This is a genomic window from Pseudomonas parakoreensis (assembly GCF_021602155.1).
Classification (GTDB): domain Bacteria; phylum Pseudomonadota; class Gammaproteobacteria; order Pseudomonadales; family Pseudomonadaceae; genus Aquipseudomonas; species Aquipseudomonas parakoreensis.
Genome location: NZ_BQHY01000011.1, coordinates 124,711 through 136,659, shown reverse-complemented (window position 1 = coordinate 136,659; position 11,949 = coordinate 124,711). Strand labels below are relative to the sequence as shown.

The following is an 11,949-nucleotide window of genomic DNA, read 5'->3' as shown; positions in this document are numbered from 1 at the left end:
CGGGTTCAAAGCACTTTGACGGCGCGGCCGATCGCCTGAATCGGCCCGGTCGGTTTACCGATCGGCGAGCCATTGGCGCCTTCCAGCGTCAGCTCGAACAGCTGATTCGGTTGCAGCGGCGGCAGCTTGTCCAGCGGCACCGACAGCGCCTGGCCCGGCTTGACCAGCCCCAGCGACACCGGCCCTTGCCAGCCGTCAGCCTTGGTCCAGAACTCCAGCGCCTTGTCCGCCGGCACTTCGACCACGCCCAGCGGGATCAGCTGAATTTCCCGGGCGTTGCTGGCCTGAATCACCCAGCCCGGCGCCTTGTCCTGCGGCGCGACCAGCACCACCAGATAACTGGGTTTCGGCGTGGTCTGGGTCAGCAGAATCGAGCCCAGGATCAGCGTCGCAGCCAGTCCGAACGCACTCAGCCCACGCCACAGCGGCAGCAGATTCCACCATGAGGTGGGCGCCGGAGCCGGTGTTTTTCGTGAGCGTTGCTCGACACTGCGCTCGATACGCGGCCACAAGTGCGGCGATGGCTGCTGCGTCCCGGCGAGATCGGTCAGGTCGAGCAAGCGCCGCTCCCACGCGTCCACCGCCGCTTGCAGTTCGGGCTCGTGGGGCAAGCGTCGTTGCACCGCTTCACGCTCCGGCGCCGACAGGGTGCCGAGCACGTATTCACTGGCCAGTTCATCGCGTTCCTGCGCCGCTTCAGTGGTCATCCCATGCACTCCCGCAAAGCGTTGAGGCTGCGTTTGATCCAGGCTTTGACCGTGCCCAGCGGCGTGCCCAATCGTTGGGAAATCTGCGCGTGGCTGTAGCCATCGACATAGGCGTGGAGGATGCAGCTTCGGCGTTGTGGGTCGAGTTGTTCCAGGCAGCGATGGATGCGCCCCGAATGCGCCTGGGCATAGAAGCCGTCATCTTCTTCGGCAGGCATTTCATGATCTTCGCTGAACGGCGTCTCCCGAGCCTGATTGCGCAGCAGATTCAGCGCCAGATGCCGGGTCACGCTGAACATCCAGCCCCGCGCCGAGCCGCGCGCCGGATCGAACTGCGCCGCACCGTTCCAGATCTTGATGAATGCTTCATGCACGATGTCTTCGGCCAGCGCCGTGTCACGTAGCAGCCGCTTGGCCACGCCGAGCAGGCGCGGGCCTTCCTGCACATATAAATCGCGCAGGGCCGAGTGCTCGCCGCGGGCGCAGGCCGTGAGACGGGCTTCGTAATCGAACAGCGGTTCAGGCAAAGACATGGGGTGCAATCTAGCTCACATTCTTCAAACATCCAGCCAACAGTCTTCTACTGTGGGAGCGAGCCTTTGTGGTGAGGGGATTCATCCCCGACCGGCTGCACAGCAGCCGTAACCGTTGGTTGCGATGAATTCCTGCTTCCGCAGTTGCCGGATTTTGGGGCGCTTCGCGCCCCATCGGGGATGAATCCCCTCGCCACCAGTTCGCTCCCATAGAAGCATCAAGGAGCTAGTTCGCCGCCCAGAAAATGTAGTCGGCCTGATATTTCACCACTTCCTGTTTGCCCTTGTTCGCCACCGTGCATTCGCTGCCCGGGGCCACGCCGCCCTTGAGCGCGACACGCTGGATGTAACTCACGCCACTCATCGCGCCTTTGCCTTCGGCGGGGTTGGCCTTGACCAGTTGATAGGGCAGGTTGCCCGGGCTCGACGGGGCGACGGCCAATTGCGTACCGGTGACTTTCGAACCGTCCTTGGCCTGCCTGGTGGCGGGCGGGCCGAAGTAGGTGCCGACTTGCTGGCCGCTGCGATCATTGAGCACCGCTTTCGGGCCGACGAAGGTCCACTCGGTTTGTCCGACCGCGTTGGGCTTGTCGCGGCATTCATAGGTGATCTCGCCGACGCCGGTGGTTTCCATGGCGATCTTGTGGCCTTCCGGGACTTTGATCGCGTCGGGATAGCTGCTCTGGGCGAAGGTTGTCGAGGACAGGGCGAGCAAACCGGTGAGGCCAATCAGTTGAGTGATGTTCATCTGTGTTATCTCCGAAAGGGGTAAACCGCTGACAGCCGAAGAGGGCTGCTACTGGAACTACCCGTGACGGAGGCGTTTGGATGCAGTGCCCGAAAAATATTCTCCAGGCCCCACCAATCCCCTGTAGGAGCTGCCGCAGGCTGCGATCTTTCGCTCTTGAAAAAACAACATCAAAAGATCGCAGCCTGCGTCAGCTCCTACACAAGCTCGGCAGTTTTACGCGGGACGCTCAGGCCGGAGGCTTTCAGCAGTTCCTGGGTGTAGGGATGCTGCGGCGCAGCAAATATCTCCCGCGACGCCCCTTGCTCGACCACCTGGCCGTCCTTGATCACCAGCAAGTCATGAGCCAGTGCCTGCACCACCGCCAGGTCATGGCTGATGAACAGATAGGTCAGCCCATGCTTGATCTGCAATTGTCGCAACAGCTCCACCACTTGTTTCTGCACCGTGCGATCCAGCGCCGAGGTCGGTTCGTCGAGCAGGATTAGCGCCGGCTCCAGCACCAGTGCGCGGGCGATGGAGATGCGCTGGCGCTGGCCGCCGGAAAATTCGTGGGGGTAGCGATGGCGACTCTTCGGGTCGAGGCCGACTTCCTCCAGTACGCGAATCACCGCCGCCTCGCGCTCGGCCTCGGTGCCGATGCCGTGAGTCAGCAGACCTTCGGCAATGATCTGCTGCACCGACATGCGCGGGCTCAGGCTGCCGAACGGGTCCTGGAACACCACTTGAATCTGCCGCCGCAACGGGCGCATCAAACGCTGATTGAGCAGGCTCAGTTGCTTGTTGCCGAAGCGGATCTCGCCCTCGGATTCCACCAGCCGCAGGATCGCCTGGCCCAGCGTGGATTTGCCCGAACCGGATTCGCCGACAATCCCCAACGTTTTGCCGCGTTGCAGGCGGAAGCTGACGCCGTCCACCGCTTTGATGTACGCCTGCGAACGACTGAACAGTGCCTTGGGCAGTGGAAACCAGACCTTCAGATCATCGACTTCCAGCAGATTGTGTTGATACGCACTTGGCACCGGAGCACCGCTGGGTTCGGCTTCGATCAACAAGCGACTGTAAGGATGTTGCGGGGTGCGAAACAGTGTCTCGCAGTCGGCCTGTTCGACGATTTCGCCGTGGCGCATCACGCACACCCGTTGCGCGATGCGTCGCACCAGATTCAGATCGTGACTGATCAGCAACAGTGACATGCCCAGGCGTTGTTGCAGTTCGATCAACAGCTCAAGAATCTTCTGCTGCACGGTCACGTCCAGCGCGGTGGTCGGTTCATCGGCGATCAGCAGTTCCGGCTCGTTGGCCAGCGCCATGGCGATCATCACCCGTTGCCGTTGTCCGCCCGACAGCTGATGCGGATAGGCTTTCAAGCGCTGCAAAGGCTGGCGAATACCGACCAGTTCCAGCAGCTCCAGCGTCCGCTCACGTGCCGCGCGACCCTTCAGGCCTTTATGAATCTCCAGCACTTCACTGACTTGCTTTTCCACCGTGTGCAACGGGTTCAGCGAGGTCATCGGCTCCTGGAAAATCATCGCAATCCGGTTGCCGCGTAAACCGCGCAGGTGTTGCTCACTGGCCTGCAGCAAGTTCACTCCGCTGTAAGTTATCGAACCGCTGCTGCTGACGCTTTTACCTGGCAATAAACGCAGGATCGAATGCGCCGTGACCGACTTGCCCGAGCCGGACTCACCGACCAGCGCCAGACATTCACCACGGCGAATGTCGAGGTTCAAACCGTGCACCACGGCCTGCTCGCCAAAGGCTACACGCAGGTCGCGAATCTCGATCAAATGGTTTTGCATGTCAGCTCCTCGGATCAAACGCGTCTCGGCAAGCCTCACCGATGAACACCAACAACGACAGAATCAGCGCCAAGGCAAAAAATGCCGTCAGGCCCAGCCACGGCGCCTGCAGATTGCGTTTGGCCTGGCCAATCAGTTCGCCCAGTGAGGCGGTGCCCGCCGGCATGCCGAAGCCAAGAAAATCCAGCGCGGTGAGGGTGGCGATGGCGCCGGTCAGAATGAATGGCAAATAGGTCAGGGTAGAGGTCATTGCGTTGGGCAGGATGTGCCGCCACATCAGCTCACTGTCGGTCAGCCCCAGCGCCCGCGCGGCTTTGACGTATTCCAGATTGCGTCCACGGAGGAACTCGGCGCGCACCACATCCACCAGCGCCAGCCAGGAAAACAGCGCCATGATCCCCAGCAGCCACCAGAAACTCGGCGAGACAAACCCGGACAGAATAATCAGCAGGTACAGCACCGGCAGTCCCGACCAGATCTCCAGCAGCCGTTGCCCGAGCAAATCCACCCAACCGCCGTAATAACCCTGCAACGCGCCGGCAACGATACCGACCAACGCACTGATGCCGGTGAGGATCAGCGCAAACAGGATCGAAATTCGTGTGCCGAAAATCACTCGCGCCAACACGTCCCGCGCCTGATCGTCGGTGCCCAGCCAGTTGCTCGCCGAGGGCGGGCTTGGCGCCGGTTCGGTGAGGTCGTAGTTGACGGTGTCGTAGCTGAACGGAATCGGCGGAAACAGCATCCAGCCGCCCTGATCCTCGATCAGCGAGTGCACGTAAGCGCTGGCGTAATCCGGCTGGAACGGCAGCTCGCCGCCGAAATCGGTTTCCAGGTAATCGCTGAGGATCGGGAAGTACAAAGCGCCGTGGTAGCGGATCACCAACGGTTTGTCGTTGGCAATCAGTTCGCCGCCAAGGCAGATCAGGCACAGGCCAATGAACAGCCACAGCGACCAGCGTCCACGACGGTTGGCCTTGAACTGCGCGACCCGGCGCTGACCCAGAGGAGAGAGTGTGAACATCAGGCAGTCCTCGCCGAGAAGTCGATGCGCGGGTCGAGCAGGGTGTAGCTGAGGTCGCCGATCAGCTTGATCAACAGGCCGAACAAGGTGAACAGGAACAGCGCGCCGAACACCACCGGATAGTCCCGCGACACCGCCGCTTCGTAACTCATGCGCCCGAGGCCATCGAGGTTGAAAAGGGTTTCGATCAGCAAGGAGCCAGCGAAAAACACTTCGATCAGCGCCGACGGCACACCCGCCACCACCAGCAGCATGGCGTTGCGAAACACGTGGCCGTAAAGCACGCGGCGTTCGGTCAGCCCCTTGGCCCGTGCGGTAATCACGTACTGGCGGCTGATCTCGTTGAGGAAGCTGTTTTTGGTGAGGATGGTCAGGGTGGCGAAGCCACCGATGACCAGCGCCGTGACCGGCAACACCAGGTGCCAGAGGTAGTCGCCGACCTTGCCCAAGGTGCTGAGGCTGTCGAAGTTATCCGACACCAGCCCTTGCACCGGGAACCAGTTGACGTAGCTGCCGCCGGCGAACACCACGATCAGCAGAATCGCAAACAGAAACGCCGGCATCGCGTAGCCGATGATGATCGCGGTGCTGCTCCAGACATCGAATGCGCTGCCGTTCCTGATCGCTTTGCGAATGCCCAGCGGGATCGAAATCAGGTAGGTGATCAGCGTCGCCCACACGCCGAGCGACAACGACACCGGCAGTTTCTGCAGGATCAGATCGGTGACCTTGGCACCGCGAAAGAAACTGCTGCCCAGGTCCAGCTGCGCGTAGTTTTTCAGCATCAGCCACAGGCGTTCGTGCATCGGCTTGTCGAAACCGTAGTGGTGTTTGATTTCCTCGATCAGCGCCGGGTCGAGGCCACGGCTGCTGCGCCCGGCACCGCCCGTCGCAGCGACTTCGCCACCACCGCCCATGCTGTGCCCGCCGAAACCTTGCAGACGCGCGATGGCTTGTTCCACCGGGCCGCCCGGCGCGGCCTGCACGATGAGGAAATTGACCACCAGAATGCACAGCAGCGTAGGGATGATCAGCAGTAAACGTCGACTCAGATAACGCAGCATGTCACTGGCCCCCCGCAAGCTGGGCGTGCATCTGTTGCGTGGTCAACGGCTTGGCCGAGACCTCCCACCAGGTGTTGAGGCCTTCGTCGTAGGCCGGTTGCACCGGCGGCCTGCCGAAGCGGTTCTGATACACCGTCGGCGTGCCTTTGGAGTAGTAGTTGGGAATCATGTAGTAACCCCATTGCAGCACCCGGTCGAGGGCGCGGGCGTAATGCACCATGGCGTCGCGGGTGTCGGCCTTGACCAGCCCGTCGATCAGTTGATCGACCGCCGGGTTGGCCAGCACCATTGAGTTGGAACTGCCGACCTGCGTGGCACTTTGCGAGGCATACAGGCTGTACAGTTCGCGGCCGGGGGAGACGATCGGATCGCCACTGCGCGGGAAACTGGTGACGATCATGTCGTAGTCGCGGGCGTTGAGCCGATTGACGTATTGCGCCGAATCGATCCGCCGTAGATTCAGGGTGATGCCGATCTGCGCGAGGGTGCGTTTGAATGGCAACAGCATGCGGTCGAAGCCGCCCTGACCGTCGAGGAAGGTGAACGCCAGCGGCTCGCCAGCGGCGTTGACCAATCGGCTGTGTTGCGGCGTCCAGCCCGCCTCGGCGAGCAGTTTCAGCGCCTGCAACTGCTTGTCGCGTATGTAACCGCTGCCGTCGGTTTTCGGCGCCTGATAGACCTCGGTGAACACTTCGTCCGGGATCTGCCCGCGCAACGGTTCGAGGATCTTCAATTCCTCGGCGTCGGGCAGGGCGGTGGCGGCCATTTCACTCTTCGGCCAGAAGCTGTTCTGACGCACGTAGAAGCCGCGCATCATCTGCTTGTTGGTCCACTCGAAATCCCACAGCAGACTGATCGCCTGACGCACGCGGCGATCCTGAAAAATCGGGTTTTGCAGGTTGAACACGAAGCCTTGCGCCGCCGTGGGTTTTTCCGGGGCGAGAATCGCCTGTTGCAAACGCCCGTCACGCAATGCCGGGCTGTCGTAGCCGACCACGTAACCGGACGAAGAAAACTCGCGGTTGTAATCGAACGCACCGGCCTGCAGCAGTTGGCGAGCGACGTCGGTGTCGCCGTAGAAATTCACCGTGAGCGTGTCGAAGTTGTACATTCCGCGACTGACCGGCAAGTCCTTGCCCCACCAGTCCGGGTCGCGCTGAAAACTGATGCTGCGCCCGGCGTCGACCTTGCTCACGCGATACGGGCCGCTGCCCAGCGGCGGTTCGAAGCCGCCGCCGTTGGCGAAATCGCGCGTCTTCCACCAGTGTTCGGGCACCACGCGCAGCGTCGCCAGGTCCAGCGCCAGGGTGCGGTTGAGGTTGTTCTTGAAGGTGAAACGCACCTGCCGTGGACCTTCGATCAGCACGTCCTGCACGTCGGCGTACTGCTGGCGATAACTGAGGCTGCCCTTGGTCATCAGCAGGTTGAAGGTGTAGCGCACGTCTTCGGCGGTGATCGGCGTACCGTCGGCGAAGCGGGCCTTGGGGTTGAGGGTGAAGCGCACCCAGAGCCCCTCGGGATCGCGTTCCATTTGTTGCGCGACCAGTGCGTAAACGGTGTAGGGCTCGTCCAGCGAACGGAACGCCAGCGGCGCATACACCCAGTCGTTGACCTGCACCACGGAAATGCCCTGATCGGCATACGGGGTGATGTAGTTGTACTGGCCGATTTCCATCGACGCCCGGCTGAGCGAACCGCCCTTGGGCGCGTCGGGATCGACGAAATCGAAATGCTGGAAACCCGCCGGATACTTCGGCGCTTCGCCGTACACCGTCAGTGCATAGCTGCCGGCGGCCATTGCTGGCACAGCGGCGCAGAGCAAGGCGCCGCCGAGCAGCAGGCCTGCCATGTTGCGCAAAAAACTCATGAGGTCACCCTGAAAATCCCTGAAGAAACCCGGTTCCCATGTGGGAGCTGGCTTGCCAGCGATAGCGGTATGTCAGTGAAGTAAATGTCGACTGATACGACGCTATCGCTGGCAAGCCAGCTCCCACAGGGTTTTTTGGCGCTCGTTCTTTAGAAGTGATACGTCATGCGCGCAAACAGCGTGCGGCCCAGCGGGTCGGTGTAGCGCGGGTCATAGCCGCTCTGGAAGTTGTAGGCCTGGTTGGAGAACGGTGGGTTGCGGTCGAACATGTTCTTCATCCCGGCATCGACATCCAGCACCTTGTTGAAGGTGTAGCCGGCCGACAGGTCCCACACCGAATACGACGCCACGCGTGCGTGGGTATCGCGGTCGTAGTCGTTGTAACCGGTGGTGAAGCGGTTGGTCAGCGACGCCCTTGCGGCGCCGAAGGTCCAGCTGCCGGTGAGGTTGTGTTTCCAGCGCGCGATCACGCCGTCCCCTTCGAAGTCGCCAACCTTGTCGGTGAACGGGCCTTTGATGGTGCTCTGGAAGTCGTACTCGTCCACGTAAGTGCCTTGCAGCCCCAGACCGAACTGGCCGTAAGGGGTGTTCGGGAAGCGGTAGTCCAGCGACACATCGACGCCGTTGGTTTCGACGATGCCGAGGTTGGCATTGCCGGTGACGATGTAGTTAAGCGTGCCGTCGGCGTTGCGCACGAAGCGATCCGGGTAGCTGCCGGCCTGATCGAACACGGTGGACTCGGGGAACGGCTGGATCTGGTTGGAAATATGAATCCACCAGAAATCCAGGCCCACGGAAAGGTTGCTGACCGGTTGATAGACGAAGCCCAGCGTCACGTTGCGCGCCTTCTCCGGAGCCAGATCTTCATTGCCGCCGATCTGATTGAGGAACTGCTGACCGCAATCGCGCCCGCCGTTGCCGCCCGGTTGCACCACGCCGCCGGTACACAGCACCGGATCGTTGTAGTAGCCCTGGGTGTAGGTGATGCTGCGCGGCGAATACAGCTCGTAGAGCGACGGCGCCCGGAAGCCTTCGCTGTACGCGCCACGCACCACCAGCTCTTTGAGCGGCTGATAACGGAACGAGTATTTCGGGTTGGTGGTGCTGCCGAAGTCGCTGTATTTGTCGTGACGCACAGCGGCGGACAGTTCGAGGCTGTCGAGCACCGGCACATTGATTTCGGCGTACGCGGCTTTCACGCTGCGGTCGCCCTCGACGCTGCCGGCCGGGTCGATACCGAGGCTCTGGATGTCACCGGCAAACGACTCGAAATCCTGATGGAATTTCTCTTTGCGGTACTCGCCACCCAGCGCCAGACCGGCCGGCCCGGCACCGAACCAGTCTCCGATCTCGCGACTGACCCGCCCGTCGAAACCGGCCACGCGGCCGACGGCGGTGGAGTAGGCGCCGTGGTACATCGCTTGATCGATGTATTGCTGACCGGCGCTGGTCTGCGGGCCGAACGGGTTGAGCAGACCACTGGCCAGACCGTTGATCATCGCCTGATCGCTGATATAGCCGCTGGTGACGCTGGAGACGATTTTGTTCTGGTTGTACGAGGCGCCGACGTTGTAATCCCAGCCGCCGACCAGACCGTCGAAGCTCAACAGAAAGCGCTGGCTGGTGTTCTGGTCTTTCGATTCCCGTGGGCCGGCGGCGGTTTCGCGCCAGTTCACATCGACCGGTTGCGTCGGGTCGAGGGCGAAGCCCGTGGGGCCAGGCGTGATGCCGTTGCCGGGGTAGTACGGCGACGAGGAATCCAGGCTCAGGCCGGTGAGCGGGGCCGGGCCGACCGCGGTGGCGTTGTTGTTGCGTGACCAGAAGTATTCGAGGTTGACGTTGTGATCGTCGCCGAGTTTGCCGGTGGTCTTGCCGAAGAACGAGGTCTTCTCGGTTTGCGGAATCAGGTCGATGTATTCGCGGGTGCTGAAGCGGCACAGCCCATCGCGCGCGACCAGGTTCGGACCATTGCAATTGCTGTTGGCCAACGGGTTGGTGGCGTTGCCGTTCTGGCTGTAGTTGCCGGGGAACGCGGTGCCGGAGGTCTGGTCCAGGCCACGACCAGGGTCGTAGTCGCGGGCGAAGGAGCGGTCGTTGGCGTCGAGGTTCTGTTGCTTGTTGTAGTTGAACACGCCGAGCACGTTGAAGCGGTCTTCTTCCAGATCGCCATAGCCCCAACTGGCGCTCATGTCTTTGGTGGCACCGCCGCCGCTGTGGGTCGGGGTTTCGCCACCGAGGGTGAGCTGGCCGTCGGTCAGGGATTTTTTGGTGATGAAGTTGATCACGCCGCCGATGGCGTCGGTGCCGTACAGGGCTGATGCGCCGTCGCGCAGAACCTCCACGCGCTCGATGGCGGCAAACGGGATCATGTTCAGATCCACCGCGCCGCCGGCCGAGTTGGTGCCGGACAAGGCGTTGTTGGCCAGGCGCCGACCGTTGAGCAGCACCAGGGTCTTGTTCGCGCCGATGCCGCGCATGTCGGCAAACGAAGCGCCACCGGTGGCGGCGCCGACTGAGCCGGCGCTGTTGTTGATCGACTGGCTGCCGGTGATCCGCTGCACCAGTTCGGCGGTAGTGGTCACGCCCTGTTTGCGCAGCTCATCGGCTTTCAGAATGGTGATCGGCACGGCCGTTTCCGCATCGACCCGGCGAATCGCCGATCCGGTCACTTCCACCCGTTGCAATTGTGTGGTCGGTGCCACCACTGCGGCTGCAGCGGGAACGGCGACGTTGTCGTCCTCGGCGGCTTGCACGGTCCCGGCGCCCATCCCCATGGCCACCAGGTACAACGGAACAAAACGGTGACGAGAAATCGTTGCCACCAAAGGTTTGAGCGTGAAGCGTGGAGTGTTCATCAGCATGGTTGTTTCCGACTTGATCAGACGTTATCGAATTGGCCTTGTGAGCCCCTCATTGCTCCGCTTTCGGTGATACCGCATGCGGAAAGCCACTTTCTTCAAGCAAGCCGATCCCCTCCGAAGACGTCTGGCGTTTTTCGGTCGGCTGATTGCGACGGGAAGCGGTTCGCGGTGTCGGGCGCGTTTCTCAACGCGCGCCCGGCACCGCACTCAGTGGGTGGTCATCACCGAAATCTTGCTGATGCCCGAGCGTTCGATGGACGCCATGGCCTTGGCCACCTGGCCGTAATTGACGTTGGCGTCGGCCTGCAGCTGCACGCGCACTTCGGCGTCCTTGGCCTTGACCTCCTTGAGGCTGGCCTCCAGCGATTCCGGTGCCAGTTCGGTTTTCGCCAGGTAGAACTTGCCGTCCTGATCGACGCTGACCACCACCGGGTCTTTCTTTTCGGCGGGGGCGACGGCGTCGGTTTTCGGCAGGTTGACCTTGATCGCGTTGGTCATCAGCGGTGCGGTGACGATGAACACCACCAGCAGCACGAGCATCACGTCCACCAGCGGCGTGACGTTCATTTCGCTGAGTACTTCATCGCTGTCTTGGGTGGAAAAGGACATCAGCTGGCCTCCCGCACGGCGGCAGTGGTTTTGCTGGCGATGGCCTGGCGGCTGATGGAAAACGCGCTGCGCGAGGCGAGGGCGTCGAAGTCGTGAGCGAAGTCATCCATGTCTGCCGAGGCCAGTTTCAGGCGGCGCAAAAAGAAGTTGTAAATCAGCACCGCCGGGACCGCGACGGCGATCCCGACGCCGGTGGCGATCAGTGCATGACCGATCGGGCCGGCGACTGCTTCAAGGCTCGCCGAACCGGTTTCGCCGATGCTTTGCAGGGCTTCCATGATCCCCCACACGGTACCGAACAGGCCAATGAACGGCGCGGTGCTGCCGATACTGGCGAGGATTGCCTGGCCGTTTTCCAGCGAGCGGCGTTCCTTCTGAATCTGCTGGCGCAGGTTGCGCTCCAGGCGATCGGAACGGTTGATGGTGTGCGCCAGTTGTTGCGTGGTACGCGGCGATTCTTCCACCAACAAGGCTTCGAAACCGCTGCTGGCGATGCGCGCCAGCGAGCCCGGATACTGGCTGGCGTGCTCGGCCGCGGTGAGCAGATCCGGCGCGCCCCAGAAGGCTTTGCTGAACTGTTTGTTCTGGGCTTTCTGGCGCAGGTATTGCGCCGACTTGACCAGCAGGATCGCCCAGCTGACCACGGAAAACAGCACCAGGCCCCAGAGCACACCGGGGACAATCATCGAAGACAGTGAATTGTTCATCGCTACACCTCGCTTGCATTAAGTCGG

10 protein-coding genes are annotated in these 11,949 nt (G+C 61.9%); all 10 read right to left on the bottom strand.

Going from position 1 to position 11,949, the window contains the following annotated elements:
* Positions 1-5 precede the first annotated feature (5 nt).
* The 10 genes from L6D63_RS18760 to L6D63_RS18715 all read right to left on the bottom strand — a co-directional run bounded on the left by L6D63_RS18760 (position 6) and on the right by L6D63_RS18715 (position 11,922).
* Entirely contained in the window at positions 6-707 is a 702-nt protein-coding gene (locus L6D63_RS18760) for an anti-sigma factor (protein WP_047291498.1), read from the bottom strand.
* Positions 704-1,240, bottom strand: a complete 537-nt coding sequence (locus L6D63_RS18755) for a sigma-70 family RNA polymerase sigma factor (protein WP_047291500.1) — start codon at positions 1,238-1,240, stop codon at positions 704-706. Before L6D63_RS18755 ends, L6D63_RS18760 begins: the two co-directional genes overlap by 4 nt.
* A gap of 226 nt (positions 1,241-1,466) precedes the next feature.
* On the bottom strand, positions 1,467-1,988 hold the full coding sequence (locus L6D63_RS18750; protein WP_131670099.1) for a DUF3455 domain-containing protein: 522 nt from the start codon (positions 1,986-1,988) through the stop codon (positions 1,467-1,469).
* Between the two features lie 197 nt (positions 1,989-2,185).
* A complete protein-coding gene (locus L6D63_RS18745; protein WP_047291504.1) occupies positions 2,186-3,790 on the bottom strand; it encodes an ABC transporter ATP-binding protein in 1,605 nt (534 codons plus the stop codon).
* A 1-nt stretch (position 3,791) separates the two neighbouring features.
* Positions 3,792-4,814, bottom strand: a complete 1,023-nt coding sequence (locus tag L6D63_RS18740) for an ABC transporter permease (RefSeq protein WP_047291506.1) — start codon at positions 4,812-4,814, stop codon at positions 3,792-3,794.
* On the bottom strand, positions 4,814-5,878 hold the full coding sequence (locus L6D63_RS18735) for a microcin C ABC transporter permease YejB (RefSeq protein WP_047291509.1): 1,065 nt from the start codon (positions 5,876-5,878) through the stop codon (positions 4,814-4,816). The genes L6D63_RS18740 and L6D63_RS18735 overlap by 1 nt, the downstream gene beginning before the upstream one ends.
* Before the next feature lies 1 nt (position 5,879).
* On the bottom strand, positions 5,880-7,745 hold the full coding sequence (locus tag L6D63_RS18730) for an extracellular solute-binding protein (RefSeq protein WP_047291511.1): 1,866 nt from the start codon (positions 7,743-7,745) through the stop codon (positions 5,880-5,882).
* A 149-nt stretch (positions 7,746-7,894) separates the two neighbouring features.
* A complete protein-coding gene (locus L6D63_RS18725; RefSeq protein WP_047291513.1) occupies positions 7,895-10,606 on the bottom strand; it encodes a TonB-dependent receptor in 2,712 nt (903 codons plus the stop codon).
* Positions 10,607-10,813: 207 nt separating this feature from the next.
* The gene (locus L6D63_RS18720; RefSeq protein WP_003223575.1) at positions 10,814-11,215 is read right to left on the bottom strand and encodes an ExbD/TolR family protein; all 402 of its coding nucleotides are present in this window, start codon (positions 11,213-11,215) and stop codon (positions 10,814-10,816) included.
* The gene (locus tag L6D63_RS18715; RefSeq protein ID WP_007966644.1) at positions 11,215-11,922 is read right to left on the bottom strand and encodes a MotA/TolQ/ExbB proton channel family protein; all 708 of its coding nucleotides are present in this window, start codon (positions 11,920-11,922) and stop codon (positions 11,215-11,217) included. The genes L6D63_RS18720 and L6D63_RS18715 overlap by 1 nt, the downstream gene beginning before the upstream one ends.
* Between the last annotated feature and the right edge of the window lie 27 nt (positions 11,923-11,949).

Excerpts from the sequence above, each read along its gene's own strand:
- L6D63_RS18760 (WP_047291498.1), bottom strand. The coding sequence starts at position 707 with ATGACCACTGAAGCGGCGCAGGAACGCGATGAACTGGCCAGTGAATAC.
- L6D63_RS18755 (WP_047291500.1), bottom strand. The coding sequence starts at position 1,240 with ATGTCTTTGCCTGAACCGCTGTTCGATTACGAAGCCCGTCTCACGGCC.
- L6D63_RS18750 (WP_131670099.1), bottom strand. The coding sequence starts at position 1,988 with ATGAACATCACTCAACTGATTGGCCTCACCGGTTTGCTCGCCCTGTCC.
- L6D63_RS18745 (WP_047291504.1), bottom strand. The coding sequence starts at position 3,790 with ATGCAAAACCATTTGATCGAGATTCGCGACCTGCGTGTAGCCTTTGGC.
- L6D63_RS18740 (WP_047291506.1), bottom strand. The coding sequence starts at position 4,814 with ATGTTCACACTCTCTCCTCTGGGTCAGCGCCGGGTCGCGCAGTTCAAG.
- L6D63_RS18735 (WP_047291509.1), bottom strand. The coding sequence starts at position 5,878 with ATGCTGCGTTATCTGAGTCGACGTTTACTGCTGATCATCCCTACGCTG.
- L6D63_RS18730 (WP_047291511.1), bottom strand. The coding sequence starts at position 7,745 with ATGAGTTTTTTGCGCAACATGGCAGGCCTGCTGCTCGGCGGCGCCTTG.
- L6D63_RS18725 (WP_047291513.1), bottom strand. The coding sequence starts at position 10,606 with ATGCTGATGAACACTCCACGCTTCACGCTCAAACCTTTGGTGGCAACG.
- L6D63_RS18720 (WP_003223575.1), bottom strand. The coding sequence starts at position 11,215 with ATGTCCTTTTCCACCCAAGACAGCGATGAAGTACTCAGCGAAATGAAC.
- L6D63_RS18715 (WP_007966644.1), bottom strand. The coding sequence starts at position 11,922 with ATGAACAATTCACTGTCTTCGATGATTGTCCCCGGTGTGCTCTGGGGC.